Source organism: Pseudomonas sp. 50_B, assembly GCF_017491625.1.
Classification (GTDB): Bacteria; Pseudomonadota; Gammaproteobacteria; order Pseudomonadales; family Pseudomonadaceae; genus Aquipseudomonas; species Aquipseudomonas danubii.
In genome coordinates, this window is sequence record NZ_JAFGYX010000019.1 from 64503 (window position 1) to 78514 (window position 14012).

Here is a 14012-nt window from a genome sequence, read left to right on the forward strand (position 1 = left end):
AACCGGACACTCGCAGCAATGGATGGGTTCAGGACTCGATGCAGCCACGCAGCAGTTCGCACATGGACAGCACCTGCTCCTCGCTGATGGTGGAGCGCAACATGACCCGCAGCCCGGCGTTGTCCTTGGCCACGATGGGGAAGAACACCGGCGACACATAGAAGCCGTTTTCGAACAGCAGCCGACCGCTGCGGATCACCTGGTCGTTGGGCAACTGCACCAGGCGGATCGGAAAGGCATTGCCGGCCTGCTCGGTGCGGATGAACTCGTCGAACAGCTGGATGTTGCGCGACAGGGCGTTCTGCCGCAGCGCCAGCTCCGGGCCGCGATGCAGCTCGGCAGACGCCAGGGAGGCGCCGATGGCCGCGGTGTTCATCGGCTGCGACCAGGCCATCGGCCCGCCGAAACGGGTCAGGATGTCCTCCACCTGCTTGCCCTTGGGGCCGAACATGATGGCTGCGCCACTGGTGCCGAACGCCTTGTTCAGGGTGGCGACGATGATGGTGTTTTCATTGACCTGATCGATGTGCGAGCGCACATAGCCCTCGCCGTGGCGACCGACTATGGACAGCGAGTGTGAATCGTCCAGGTAGAGGAACAGGCCGTACTTTTCCTGCAGGGTCAGCAAGTCCCCGAGGGCCGCGTGGCCGCCCATGCTGTAGGTGCCGTCGGCGACATAGGCGACCTTGCGGTACTTGCGGCACAGGTCTTCCAGGGCGTTCATGTCGTTGTGGCCGATGGTGAACACCTCGGTCTCATCGCCGCACACCGGCTTGTACAGGCTCATGGAAAAGTGCGCGAACTTGTCGAAGGCCATCACCGGGCGCACGCCCTGGGTCAGGTGCCCGGACGCCAGCAGCGGGAGGATGCCCGCCGTGGCCGCGCCGGCGGAAATAGCGGTAATCACCTTGGCCTCGAACAGCTGCGAGAGCGACGCCTCCAGCTCCAGCAGCGCCGGAATCTGGATGCGAATCCGGGAAATGCAGTGATCCAGCACGCCGTAGCGATGCAAGGCGTCGATGGCGCCCTGGACAATGCTCGGATGGGAATCCAGGTCCAGGTAGGAACAGCAACTGACGTTGATGAAACGATGGCCATCAGCGGTTTCCAGGCTGCCGTCCCCCACCAGGTTGGCGACGATGCCCGCCAAGCCGTTGCGTTCGGATTCGTCCCAGAACTGGTTGCCGTAATCGAAGGCCTTGAGGTTGTTGCGGTACTTGTTGGTGGCCTGAGGCTGAGTGTTGTCGGTCATGATGCTCTCCGGAATTCGAGTGAATAGGTGCCTGTCAGGTAGGCATGACGTCGAGGGCCTGGGCTTCGAACACCGCTAGCCGCCGCTTGAAGTCGCTGTCGGTTTTCCACACCGCGAAGATGTCGCCACTGGCGCCGACCATGATCAGCGCGTCCATGCCCTTGGCCCGCTTGAGGGTCTGCAGGGCATGGGCCGGGGTCTGGGCGATCGGGCTGCCGACGTTCAGCGAAGTGTTCACCGAGGCCTCGACCCCGCAGTGTTTCCCCATCTGCTTGAGGTAGGCGTGGATCAGCGGGTTGAGGGACTGGCGCACGATCTGCAGGCGACTGGTGCCGTCCACATGGACCACCGCCGGAACCCGGCTGCGGGCCTCGGGGCGCGCCCGGGCGGTGAGCACCATGTAGTTGTAGGCCGAGTAGTCGTCGGTCTTGGCCCCTTCATCGAGCTCGAACAGCCGATGGGCTTCTTCCAGGGTGACCATGGGCGCCAGCGGCCGGATCTTCTCCCGGAACTTCACTTTCGAGTTGAGCAGTTCCAGGGTGTTGGGATTGCACGGATTGGCCAGGATGCTGCGATTGCCCAAGGCCCGCGGACCGGTTTCCGCCGGCCCCTGGAACACCCCGATCACGGCGTTGTTGCACACCAGGCTGGCCATGAAGCGCGCCACCTCGGTCAGGGAATCGGCCTGGTTCAGAGAGCCGATCTTGCGGGCTTCGACTCCCTGCTCCTCGATCACTGCGCGCTGGATCTGCGCCGTGGACGGTGCCAGGCCACACAGGTACGGGCTGGCGAAATCGTTGCGCGCGTCGGCGCCATTGCGCATGGCGAACTGTATCGCCGCGCCCAGGGCCACACCGCAGTCGCTGGGGATCGGCGGCACCCAGATCTTCAGGCACTGGTCCTGGCCCAGGTAGCGCTGGAAGTAGTCGCGATTGAAGTGCTGCACCAGATGCATGTTGGCAATGCAATTGAGCGCCGTGCCGCCGGTGAGCACCAGCTTGTGGGCACAGGTCTTGCGGATCAGGTGATCGACGATATGGAACAGCGCGTCCTCGAACACCAGTTGCAGGGCCTGGGCCTTGTCGACCCGATCCTGGGTGATGTCCGAATGCTCGATGTCGTCGACGCTGAGCACGCTGTCCGGGTTCCACATGTCCCCCGGAGCGATGGGCGCGCCGAGGATGTCGATCAGCGGCTGGCCATAGGGCTCGGTGTGGCTCTTGATGTGCCAGTTGACCATGGTCCGGTTGACGTGGATGTTGCCTTCCTCGGCGAAGTACAGGATCTGCCGCAGGCGCTTGTAATAGGGGTTGGTCAGGCGGCTGGCATTGCCCCAGGCTGCGGCGCCCATGTAGCGCCCTTCGGAGCTGAGGAAACTCCAGCCGCCCTGGGTCGAGCTGATGTAGCCGTACAGGTAGCCCAGGGAGTCGATGGTGCTCTGGTTTTGCCGGTGACAGATGACCTGGCCGTCGCGGACTTCGTACAACGAGATGGCACCGTTGTCGCCAGTGCCGTCGAGCACGGTGAGGATCACCGGCTCAGGCTCCCGGGCGAACGGCGACAGGGCATAGGCCAGGTAGGCATGGTTGTTGTGGTGATGCATGCCGATCAGCGGCTGGGTGGTTTCCAGGCCCAGGCTCTGGGAGATTCGCTTGGGTGCCCCCAGGCCCTTGACCAGGTGGCTGAGGTTGAAGTTCGGGTCGTGCCGCGGGTTGAGCAGGGTCAGGCTGCTGGGGGCGTGCTCGAAGATGATCTTCAGGTCAAAGCCCAGGGCGCGGATGTAGTCCCAACTGCCAAGAATGCAGAAGATGTCCTGCGCGCTGATGTTGCGGCTGGCCATGATCAGGCGGATCTCTGCCAGGCTGTGCTGGGGAAACTTGTTGGAGTGTTTTTCTGCGCTGAAGCGCTCCTCCTCGTTGTTGGCAATGATGTGGATGCCATCCTTGGCGCTGACCTTGATCAGGGCCACGCCGGTGTTGTGCCCGAAGGGACCGACCCCTAGCAGGTACAGGCTCTCGCCCTGGGCCAGACGCCGGGCGAACTCCGCTCCGCGCTCCTGAGCGAAGGCGCTTTCACCGCTGTAGAAATGCTGCCGCCGGCCCAACTTCTCGTAGACAAAGTCGGTCACGCGCTTGACCCACTCGGGCAGGCGCTTGAGCTTCGGCCCGTAGGTTCCGTATACCCTGGTCATGTCGACACTCTCCTGAGATAAACCTCGAACCCGTCCTGGGTTCAGTTCCGGCAACGATCTTCGGCGGCCCGGACTGCCGCACTGGTGATGATGTCCAGGTTGCCCGCATAGGCCGGCAAGTAGTCCCCTGCCCCCCTGGCCCGGACCATGGTCACCACTTTGCCGTCGATCAGGCTGGGTTCCATGATCAGCGAGTAGCCGGGCATGTACTGGCGCACCTGATCGAGCATCACGCGGACACTGTGCCGCAGCTCGGCCATGTCCGGTTTGTCTATCAGGGCGAAGACCGTGGTCTGCATGTCCACCGGCGGATCGGCCGGATTGATGTTGAGGATCGACTTGACGCTCGGGGCGCCGGAGAAATGCTTGAGGGCCTTCTCCGTGGTGCACAGGTACTCGTTCACATTCAGCCGGGTTGCGGCGCCGGCACTGCGGGCGGAAATCGACGACACCGCCTCCACGTAGTTCAGGTGCTGACCGGTGCGCCGCAGCGCGTGCACGATCGGCAGGGAGGCCTGGCCACCGCAGGTGACCATGTTGAGGTTCTCTACATCCCGCAACGTGCTCGAATTGATCGTGGGCACACACCAGACGCCGGTATCGGCCGGAGTCAGGTTGATCAGCAACTTGCCCTGCCCCTCCAACACCTGGGCATGTTGCACATGGGCCTGGGCACTGCTGGCATCGAACACCACATCAACTTCATCCAGATGTTCAACTAACTTATCAATACCGCGATGATCACAACGCACTCCCAGTTTTGCGGCATAGTCCAGCCCCGCCGACTGTTGATTGCGCCCAATAAAATAATCACAGCGCAAATAAGAACTGCGCATGACTTTCAACAGAAGATCACAGCCAATATTACCGCTGCCTAATATCGCGACTCTAAGTACCATAAAGCGCTCTCCTTGCTTATGGGAAGTCAGTTGAATTCACAGCGCCTTGGCCAGATTCATCGCAACTTCAATAATCAGGTCTTCCTGACCTGCCACTACTTTTCTTTTGCCCAGCACGCGATATATATCCAGCGCCGCGACACCATGTTGGTGTGCGGCCTTCAACACCGGCTTTTCAAACCCCGAGAACACCCCGTACAAACCGCTGACAATGTTCATGGCACTGATATGGGGCTGCGCGCTCTTGATCCGGTCCGTGCTCTGCTCAGAGGCGACGATCATGGCAAAGGCCCGAGCCTCGTCCACCAGACCGAGCTTCATCAGCGCCGCGCACAACACTTCCAGGGGGGTATTGCCGGCGCCGGCGCCGAGGCCATTGATGGTGCCGTCGAGCAACCGGGCTCCGGCCCTGACCGCGCTCAGGCTGTTGGCCACCGCCAGCCCCAGGTTGTTATGCCCGTGAAAACCTATGGGCACCGGCAACTCCTGGGCCAGCAGCGAAACCTTTTCAAAGGCGTCCTGCTCCATGTAGGCCCCGGCGGAATCCATCAGCACAATGGCATCGGCGCCGTAGCTGACCTGCAGTCGGGCCTGCTCCAGCAGGGTCCGGGCACTGGCCATGTGGGTCATCATCAGCACGCCCTGGGCCTCGGCGCCCCGTGACTTGACGAAGTCGATGTAGCGCGCGGTGATATCGGCCTCGGTGCAATGGCAGGCGATGCGCAGCACATCCACGCCCTGCTCGATGGCCATGTGCAGATGATCGATCCTGGCGAACCCGGGAATCGCATGAATCCCCAGACGGGTCTGCTGCAAGGCTTCCCGAGCGGTGCTCAGCATCGCTTCATCACTGTGGGGAGCCAGCCCCAACTGCAGGGACGAAGCCCCCAGGCCGTTGCCATGACCGACCTCCACGCAATAGAGCCCACAGGCATCCACGGCGCGGCAATAGGCACTGATGTCCTCCAGGCCAAGTCGGTGCCCGAGCGCATGATTACCGTCCCGAAGTGTCGGGTCGTAAAGTTCAACTTTCGTCATGTCAGCAATCCCTTGCGACCCCCGGTACAGGGGTACTTAATTACTCTGCCCCACCCTTCACTTCCTTGAAGGGCTTATCGGGCCGGGGCATGACCAAACAACTCAGCGCCGGCCACCAGCGTATTAACAATCGGTTAAAGCTCTAACTTCCCTGACAACAATCAGCCTGACCAGCCCTACAAAACTCCGTGTAGAACTGTATCTTCCAGGTAACTTTACAAACGTTTACCTGCAATCTTCTTTGATACTTCCATAGCCATTCCGAGGCTGTCAACCGCACTAATTTCATTCTAAAAAACCGTAATATTTTTTAAGAAAAAAAATCAATCCAGAAAAAAAACCGTATCGACGCCCTCGCCTCATCCACCATTGCCCCGTATCGACTGGCCCATGAGCACTTTCGCCAACGGCTGTAGCGAGAGCGATTGATGGCGGATTTCAACAGCGAAAATAAACTCGACGGGAACCATCCAGAGGCTATTTATTTTTTAAATTTGACGCCTGCCAAGGGGCTAACTAGCGTCCTTCGATCGCTATGACCTTCACTCCAAAAACAGCGTATTGCCGTATTCGGGCAAAAAAAAACCCCGCCGCAGCGGGGTCAAAACGAGAGGAGCTATAACGGATGAGAAAGAGCTCTACCTGGATGTTGCAACAGCCTTAGAACACGTACTGCACGCGAGCCACCAGGGCGTCGCCACTGTCATCGCCAACGCTGTTGCTGATCTTGTCGGTGCTGACCTTGATGTAGTTGGCGGACACCTTGATCGCCTCGTTGGCGTACCAGTTGACCCCGATGGTGTTCATGTTGGCCTTGGCATCGCCAACTTCACGGGTAGCGGTGGCGGCGACGATGTTCTTGTCATCAACCTTGATGTTGTCGTAGCGGTAGAACACTTCCCAGGCACCGTACTGCTTGTTTTCCGGCTTGATGGTGTCGAACTTGGCGCCATCGAGTTTGTAGACCCGGGATTCGCCGGTCAGGGTGTAGGCCAGTTGGCCGTAGAAACCGTTGGCCTTGACGTCCTTGTAAGCGTTGCTGTCGGCTTTGAGCTTGCGAGTCAGGTATTCCGCCTGGGCCGAGAACGGGCCACTGGCGAAGGCGAACTCGCCGCCGAACACTCGGTCATTGTCATAAGCGCCTGCTGTCGTCAGGTTCGAGGCGTTCAGGCCGACACCACCGCCGAAGGTAGCGCGGTTGCCGTTGGCGCCGGCATCGTTGCCGCCGTTGGTGGCGATGCCACGCACGCCCAGGCGAGGACGAATCCGCGAGTCGAAGGCGGTATCGCCCAGATCGCGGCTGGCGAAGTCCAGGCCGAAGTGCAGGACGTTGCCGGTTTCATGCAGCGGTGCAAACACGGCACGGGCGTTGAGCTGCTTGACGCTGTCGCCATCGCTGTCGTTGATGTCCTTGGCCGAGACGCTGCCGGACAGGTAAGCCATGTCGGCCACCACCGAGCTGACCTGCAGCCCCATGCCGTTCTCGTGGGAGTTGATCCAGTCGGCCAGCTCATAGGCGGCGTTACGCTCCATGGAGGTAACCCACTTGGAGCTGGTGGCCTTCTCCAGACCAAAGTCGGCGTCGAAACGACCGGCGCGAATGGTCACCGGCTTGAAGCCCACATAAGAGATGGACGCCTCGTCGAAGTAACCGTCATCGGCGGTGCCGGAGTTGTGGGAGAAGTCGTAGCTGATCTGGTATTTCCAATCCTTGTAGGCGGTGCCGCCCAATTCCAGATAGGCGCGGCGGAAGTAGGCGCCGTCGCCGGTATCACCATTCTTGGTGTAGAACCCGTCGAAACGGCCATAGTCGGCTTGCAGACGACCGCCCAGCTTGAAGCTGAACGCGGAGTCGGTGGTAGCAACCTCAAGGCCGCCCTTGGTTTTGACTACGATATCGGCGCCGTCGGTGGTGACGGTGCCAGCGAAAGCCTGGGCGGTTACTGCCAGGGCCAGGGCGCTGGCGGCAAAACCGGCGAAGTGCTTACGGATCATCGAAGAGTTCCCCTAATTGGTGGTCTGTAGCGTTGGAAAACACGCGGGGTTGGCCCGCTGGTGTTGGGTGGGAATCTTGGCGATGGGTTATTTCAGCCGGGTTGCTGATAGATAAAGATTTAATTACAGGGGAACTTTTTTACTTCGAAATGCAATAAGGCAAAAAGCCCGTGCTAGAGCGCTTTCGCCAGGGTTTGCGGGGGAATGGGGGGACATTACAGAGCTGTCACCTTCGATCGGATGACCGATTGATGACAGATGCGGATGCACGGCGGCATCCGCATGGGGGCAAAGGTCAGAGGTCGCGCTTGTGCTCGGCAGCCAGGCGTTCGGCCAGTTCGTCCAGACCTTCCAGAGGCGGTTCGGGAAGCACCCGCAACGTGGCCTGGAGCAGGCGCATCTGACGAATGAAACGCCGGCAATTGGGGCAGAACAGCAGATGATGGCGAACCATCAGGCGCTCGCGAAAACTCAGCTGGCCGTCCAGGTAGTCGCTGGAACGTGCCACTTGTTCCTTACAGGTCAGCATTGGCCGGTTTCCTCAAAATGCTCCACGGTGGCGAAGACTTTCAAACGCGCCCGGTGCAACAGCACCCGTACATTGGAGAGCGTGAGCCCCAAAAGATTACAGATTTCTTCCAGTTCCAAACCCTGGCGTTCGCGCAACAGCAGGACGCTGCTTTGCAGTTCCGAGAGGCTGAGCAGGGTGTGCTCCAGACAGTCTCGCAGCTCGGACTCGGTCAGCAGGGCCTCCGGGGTGTCTTCGTGCCAGGCGAAGGGCGCCACCAGCCAGTGGCCATCGCTGGAAGAGAAACGCTCATCGCCCACAGTGCCGTGGGGGGCGGGCAAGTCATCCAGCAGGACTTCCCGGCGATTCTGTTTGTAACGACCCTTGGCCGCGTTGGACGTGATGGTCAGCAGCCAGGTCTTGAGGCTGGAACGCCCCTGAAACCCTGACAGATTGCGCACCACCGACAACCAGGCGTCCTGTACCACTTCATCGGCATGGCGGTTGCCGACAATGGCGTAAGCCACCGCGCGCATAGCGCTCTGGTAGGTACTGACCAGTTCCTTGTATGCCTTTTGCTCACCCGCCAAAAGGCGCTCTAGCAGTTGCGTGTCATCAGCAGCAGCCATTCGTGCCTCGTTCAATCATGCAGGTTTGAGAGGGTGTGACGCGCCAACCCGGCCCTGCGCCACACCCACATCAGCCTAGATCAACGCTTGCGCAGCAGTACGCTGCCGATGGAGTAGCCGGCGCCGAAGGAACTGAGCACGGCCAGGGAGCCGCTGGCCAGGTCGTCCTGGTACTTGTGGAAGGCAATCACCGAGCCGGCCGAACTGGTGTTGGCGTAAGTGTCGAGAATCACCGGGGCCTCTTCCACCGTGGCTTCACGGCCCAGGAGTTTCTTGACGATCAGGTGGTTCATGCTCAGGTTGGCCTGGTGCAGCCAGAAGCGCTTCACGTCGCCGACATTGAGCTGGTTTTCTTCCAGGTGGGCCGCGATCAGTTCGGCCACCATCGGGCAAACGTCACGGAACACCTTGCGGCCTTCCTGGACGAACAGCTTGTCCCGGGCACCTATGCCCTCTTCCGCCGCGCGGTTGAGGAAACCGAAGTTGTTGCGGATGTTGTTGGAGAACTGGGTCAGCAACTTGGTGCTGACGATCTCGAACTGCTGGGCCGAGGTGGCGAGGTCGGCCCGCTCGATGATCACCGCGGTGGCGGCGTCGCCGAAGATGAAGTGGCTGTCGCGGTCACGGAAGTTCAGGTGTCCGGTGCAGACTTCCGGGTTGACCATCAGGATGGCCCGGGCCTGACCCAGTTGCACGCTGTTGCAGGCAGCCTGGATGCCGAAGGTCGCCGAAGAACAGGCCACGTTCATGTCAAAGCCGAAGCCCTGGATGCCCAGGGCGGCCTGGACTTCGATGGCGATGGCTGGATAGGCACGCTGCAGGTTGGAACAGGCAACGATCACCCCGTCGATGTCGGCGGCGGTCTTGCCGGCCCGTTGCAGGGCCTGTTCGGCGGCGGCGACCGCCATCTGGCAAAGCACCGACCATTCGTCGTTGGAACGTTCCGGCAGGCGCGGGGCCATGCGTTGCGGGTCGAGGATGCCGTCCTTGTCCATGACGAAGCGACTTTTGATCCCCGAGGCCTTTTCAATGAAAGCGGCGTTGGATTCGGTCAGGGCCTGCACCTCGCCCCGCTCGATGGCCGCGGCGTTGTCGCTGTTGAACTGGTGGACGTAGGCATTGAAAGATTCCACCAGCTCTTCGTTGGAAATGCTGTTGGCCGGGGTAAACAGGCCGGTGCCGCTGATGACGACGTTATGCACGGTCGTTCCTCTAGTGTGATGAGGCAGAAGGTCTTGGCACCGCCGTGCCAAACCATAAACGGACTGCCCCGCTGGTGGGAGCCTTCCTGGCATCGCTTTATTCCGATCCGCCCGTTTGCCTGGGGTACAGAACAACAGGGCCGGTATTTATGACGGCGGAGTTTGCCATAAACACCGGCATTTCGCCGCAATTGCAGCGTGCCCGGTGGGCGCCGGCTTGCCGGCGAAGGGGCCTTGGCGCCTTGCGTTGCCCACGCAGACACCTTAGCTGGGGAGCCGGCGCCTGCAGGGGCTCAGGCTTCGACCTGGCTCCACTGCTTGTTCAGGCGCTTGTCGGAAATCGGCACCTTGGTCCCCAGTTGCTGGGCAAACAAGGACACCCGGTATTCCTCCAGCCACCAGCGATACAGCTCCAGTTGCGGGTCGCGCTTGCCTTCCTGGGCATGCTTCTGCGCCCGGGTCTGGTACTGGCTCCACAGGCCCGCCAGTTCGGTGCTCCAGACCCGATCCTTCTGCAGCTGGCTGCCGAGCTTCTCGAAACGCAGTTCCACCGCCTTGAGGTAGCGCGGCAGTTCCTTGAGCCACAGGGCCGGGGTTTCCCGGACAAAGCCCGGGTACACCAGATTCGCCAACTGCGACTTGATGTCGTTGAGGGCCACCGCCTGGGCCAGGTCGATCTTGCCCTTGAAGCGTTTTTGCAGGCCGTGCCAGAGCTTGAGAATCTCCAGGGTCAGGCGCGCCAGACGCTCGGCGTGCTCGGTCCAGGCGCCGCGCTTGCGCTCGGCCAGGGACGCCAGGCCCGCGCCATCGCGAGGCAGCGTGGCTTCGCCGTCGAGGATGCAGCTGTCGAGGCTGGCCAGGAGGATGTCCTCCACCAGGGCATCGACCCGGCCCAGTTCACGGTACAGCAGGCCCAGCTCAGTCAGCCCCGGCAGCTTGCCGCGCAGGAACTTGGCCGGTTCGGCCAATTGCTGCAACAGCAGGCGCTGCAGGGCCCGGCGATGCTGGAATTCGGCCTCGGCGGCGGTGGAGAAACGCCCTTCCTTGACCGTCCCCGCCTCTTCCACCAGGGCCGGGTACACCGTCATCGACAGTCCGGCGATCTTCTGCTGGGTCTTTTCCGCGACCGCGGCAAACACACGGGCCTCCACCGGTTGCTGGCTCTTGGCGGTTTGCGGCACCGCCAGGGCGGCCTGACTGGCTTCGGCAAAACGCGCGGTCAGTTCGGCCAGGTCGCGACCTTCACCGAGGAACTTGCCCTGGGCGTCGACGATTTCCAGGTTCATCCGCAGGTGGCTCTCCACCTGCTGCGCGGCCTCGCTCCAGGCCTCGTCGCTGACCCGGGCACCGGTCATGCGCAACAGTTCGCGGCCCAGGGCCTGGGGCAACGAGCCTTCGGCGAAGACCATGCGCTGCAAGGCCGCCTTGACGAAGTCCGGCACTGGCACGAAGTTTTTGCGCAGGGCCTTGGGCAGGTTGCGCACCAGGGCGATGCACTTGGCCTCGATCAGCCCCGGCACCAGCCACTCCAGGCGTTCGGCGGGCAGCGCCGGCAGCAGGGGCGCCGGCACCCGCAAGGTCACGCCGTCGCGGGGATGGTTGGGCTCGAAGTGATAACTCAGGGCCAGTTCCAGATCGCCAATATGCAGGGTGTCCGGGTACTGCTTGGCAGTGACCTCGCTGGCCTCGCGGGCCAGCACGTCTTCCTCGCGCATGATCAACAGCTGCGGGTTCTTCTGGCTGTGGACCCGGTACCAACTGTCGAAGGTCGCGGTCTGGTGGATCTCCGCCGGCAGGCGCTCGTCGTAGAAGGCGAACAGGGTTTCCTCGTCCGCCAGGATGTCCCGGCGCCGGGCCTTGGCTTCCAAGGCGTCGAGCTGTTCCAGCAATTGGGTATTGGCAGTCAGGCACTTGGCCTTGGACTGAATCTCACCGCGCACCAGGGCCTCGCGGATAAACAGCTCGCGAGACACCACCGGGTCCACCGGACCGTAATGCACCGGCCGACGGCCGACCACGATCAGCCCGAACAGGGTGATCTGCTCGTAGGCCACCACCTGGCCACGCTTCTTTTCCCAATGGGGTTCGAAGTGGTTCTTCTTCACCAGGTGGCCAGCCAGGGGCTCGATCCAGTCCGGCTCGATCTTGGCCACCATGCGCGCATAGAGCTTGGTGGTCTCCACCAGCTCGGCGGTCATCAGCCATTGCGGGCGTTTCTTGCCCAGGCCCGAGGACGGATGAATCCAGAAACGTCGCTGACGAGCTCCCAGATAATCGCCGTCTTCGGTCTTCTGGCCGATCTGGCTCAGCAGGCCCACCAGTACTGCCTTGTGCAGTTTCGGGTAGTCCGCCGGTTCCTTGTTCAGGCTCAGTTGCAGGTCGCGGCAGATCAGGCTCAGTTGCCGGTGCGAGTCGCGCCATTCCCGCAGGCGCAGGTAATTCAGGAAGTTCTTGCGGCACCAGTTGCGCAGCGGGCTGGCGGTCAGGGCCTGGCGCTGCTCTTCAAAACCGCGCCACAGATTGACCAGCCCGGCGAAGTCCGAATCCACGTCCTTCCACTGTGCATGGGCCTGGTCGGCGGCCTGCTGGCGCTCCGGCGGACGTTCGCGAGGGTCCTGGATCGACATGGCACTGGCGACGATCAGCACTTCCTGCAGGCTGCCGAGTTTCGCCGCTTCCAGCAGCATGCGGCCCATGCGCGGGTCCACCGGCAGCCGCGCCAGTTGCCGGCCCAGAGGCGTCAACTGACTGTTGCGGTCCACCGCCGAGAGTTCTTGCAGCAGGTTGAAACCGTCGCTGATGGCCTTGCCATCCGGCGGCTCGATAAACGGGAACGCGGTGATTTCCCCCAGGCGCAGATGGAGCATCTGCAGGATCACCGCCGCCAGGTTGGTACGCAGGATTTCCGGATCGGTGAACTCCGGCCGGCCGAGGAAATCCTCCTCGCTGTACAGGCGCACGCAGATCCCCGGCTCGACCCGGCCACAGCGGCCTTTACGCTGGTTGGCGCTGGCCTGGGACACCGCCTCGATGGGCAGGCGTTGAACCTTGGCCCGGTAGCTGTAGCGGCTGATGCGTGCAGTGCCGCTGTCGATCACATAGCGAATGCCCGGCACGGTCAGCGAGGTTTCGGCAACGTTGGTCGCCAGCACCACCCGCCGGCCCGGGTGGGACTGGAAGATCCGCTGCTGTTCCGCCGGCGACAGGCGCGCGTACAGCGGCAGGATCTCGGTGTGCTTGAGCTGAGCCTTGCGCAGCATGTCCGCGGCGTCGCGAATTTCCCGCTCCCCCGGCAGGAACACCAGCACGTCTCCGGGGCTGCGCCGCTCGCTGCGCTCGTAGGCGGCGATTTCATCCAGGGTGGCGAGGATCGCCTGGTCCACCGTCAGGTCGTCCTCGACCCGGTTGCCCTCCTCGTCCTGCTCCAGGGTCAGGGGGCGATACCAGGTTTCCACCGGAAAGGTGCGGCCAGAGACTTCGACGATCGGCGCGTTATCGAAGTGCTTGGAGAAGCGCTCCAGGTCGATGGTGGCCGAGGTGATGATGACCTTCAGGTCCGGACGCCGTGGCAACAGGGTCTTGAGGTAACCGAGGAGGAAGTCGATGTTCAGACTGCGCTCGTGGGCCTCGTCGACGATGATCGTGTCGTAGCGCTCCAGGTAACGGTCGTTCTGGGTTTCCGCCAGCAGGATGCCGTCGGTCATCAGCTTGATCAGGGTGCTGGAATCGCTCTGATCCTCGAAACGCACCTGGTAACCCACCAGCGACCCGAAGGGCGTGGCCAGTTCTTCGGCCACTCGGCTGGCGACGCTGCGGGCAGCGATCCGCCGGGGCTGGGTATGGCCGATCAGACCGTGCTGGCCGCGACCGATTTCCAGGCAGATCTTCGGCAACTGGGTGGTTTTGCCCGAGCCGGTCTCACCGGCAATGATCAGCACCTGATGCTTGAGCAGCGCCTCCTTGATCTCGTCGCGCTTGGCGGCAATCGGCAGGCTGTCGTCATAGCGAATCGGCGGCACGCTGTCGCGCCGCGCCGTCACCAGGTTGCACGACGCCTGCATCCGCTCCAGCCACTGGGCGAGCTTGGCCTCGTCGGGCTTCTTGCGCAGTTCAAGCAACTGCCGGCGCAACCGGTGGCGGTCGGCGAGCATGGCTTGATCGAGGTTTTTCAACAGTTGGTCGATTGCAGGCGATTCGGAAGTCATCAGGTACGCAAAATGTCGTCTATGTAGGCAGGGCGCGATTGTCGCAGAAAAGCGCAGGCAATACGTAGGAGCCGGCGTGCCGGCGAAGGCGTC

The 14012-nt window shown here is 62.0% G+C and carries 9 protein-coding genes; all 9 read right to left on the reverse strand.

The window, feature by feature from the left end; all coding sequences use genetic code 11:
- Positions 1 to 28 precede the first annotated feature (28 nt).
- The 9 genes from J5M73_RS23425 to hrpA all read right to left on the reverse strand — a co-directional run bounded on the left by J5M73_RS23425 (position 29) and on the right by hrpA (position 13919).
- Positions 29 to 1252, reverse strand: a complete 1224-nt coding sequence (locus J5M73_RS23425) for an aminotransferase class I/II-fold pyridoxal phosphate-dependent enzyme (RefSeq protein ID WP_102861668.1) — start codon at positions 1250 to 1252, stop codon at positions 29 to 31.
- A gap of 34 nt (positions 1253 to 1286) precedes the next feature.
- Entirely contained in the window at positions 1287 to 3443 is a 2157-nt protein-coding gene (locus tag J5M73_RS23430; RefSeq protein ID WP_207167240.1) for a carbamoyltransferase C-terminal domain-containing protein, read from the reverse strand.
- Positions 3444 to 3484: 41 nt separating this feature from the next.
- Positions 3485 to 4342 (reverse strand): acetaldehyde dehydrogenase (acetylating), encoded by an 858-nt coding sequence (locus J5M73_RS23435; protein WP_102878784.1) that lies wholly within the window; start codon positions 4340 to 4342, stop codon positions 3485 to 3487.
- A 36-nt stretch (positions 4343 to 4378) separates the two neighbouring features.
- Positions 4379 to 5380, reverse strand: coding sequence for a 4-hydroxy-2-oxovalerate aldolase (dmpG, locus tag J5M73_RS23440; RefSeq protein WP_115581817.1), 1002 nt, complete (start codon positions 5378 to 5380; stop codon positions 4379 to 4381).
- Between the two features lie 660 nt (positions 5381 to 6040).
- Entirely contained in the window at positions 6041 to 7375 is a 1335-nt protein-coding gene (locus tag J5M73_RS23445; protein ID WP_110595114.1) for an OprO/OprP family phosphate-selective porin, read from the reverse strand.
- Between the two features lie 295 nt (positions 7376 to 7670).
- Positions 7671 to 7904 (reverse strand): zf-HC2 domain-containing protein, encoded by a 234-nt coding sequence (locus tag J5M73_RS23450; protein ID WP_102861663.1) that lies wholly within the window; start codon positions 7902 to 7904, stop codon positions 7671 to 7673.
- Entirely contained in the window at positions 7898 to 8512 is a 615-nt protein-coding gene (locus J5M73_RS23455; protein ID WP_102861662.1) for an RNA polymerase sigma factor, read from the reverse strand. Before J5M73_RS23455 ends, J5M73_RS23450 begins: the two co-directional genes overlap by 7 nt.
- Before the next feature lie 80 nt (positions 8513 to 8592).
- Positions 8593 to 9714, reverse strand: coding sequence for a beta-ketoacyl-ACP synthase III (locus tag J5M73_RS23460; protein WP_102861661.1), 1122 nt, complete (start codon positions 9712 to 9714; stop codon positions 8593 to 8595).
- 293 nt (positions 9715 to 10007) lie between these two features.
- A complete protein-coding gene (gene hrpA, locus J5M73_RS23465) occupies positions 10008 to 13919 on the reverse strand; it encodes an ATP-dependent RNA helicase HrpA (RefSeq protein WP_102861660.1) in 3912 nt (1303 codons plus the stop codon).
- Between the last annotated feature and the right edge of the window lie 93 nt (positions 13920 to 14012).

Excerpts from the sequence above, each read along its gene's own strand:
- J5M73_RS23425 (WP_102861668.1), bottom strand. The coding sequence starts at position 1,252 with ATGACCGACAACACTCAGCCTCAGGCCACCAACAAGTACCGCAACAAC.
- J5M73_RS23430 (WP_207167240.1), bottom strand. The coding sequence starts at position 3,443 with ATGACCAGGGTATACGGAACCTACGGGCCGAAGCTCAAGCGCCTGCCC.
- J5M73_RS23435 (WP_102878784.1), bottom strand. The coding sequence starts at position 4,342 with ATGGTACTTAGAGTCGCGATATTAGGCAGCGGTAATATTGGCTGTGAT.
- dmpG (WP_115581817.1), bottom strand. The coding sequence starts at position 5,380 with ATGACGAAAGTTGAACTTTACGACCCGACACTTCGGGACGGTAATCAT.
- J5M73_RS23445 (WP_110595114.1), bottom strand. The coding sequence starts at position 7,375 with ATGATCCGTAAGCACTTCGCCGGTTTTGCCGCCAGCGCCCTGGCCCTG.
- J5M73_RS23450 (WP_102861663.1), bottom strand. The coding sequence starts at position 7,904 with ATGCTGACCTGTAAGGAACAAGTGGCACGTTCCAGCGACTACCTGGAC.
- J5M73_RS23455 (WP_102861662.1), bottom strand. The coding sequence starts at position 8,512 with ATGGCTGCTGCTGATGACACGCAACTGCTAGAGCGCCTTTTGGCGGGT.
- hrpA (WP_102861660.1), bottom strand. The coding sequence starts at position 13,919 with ATGACTTCCGAATCGCCTGCAATCGACCAACTGTTGAAAAACCTCGAT.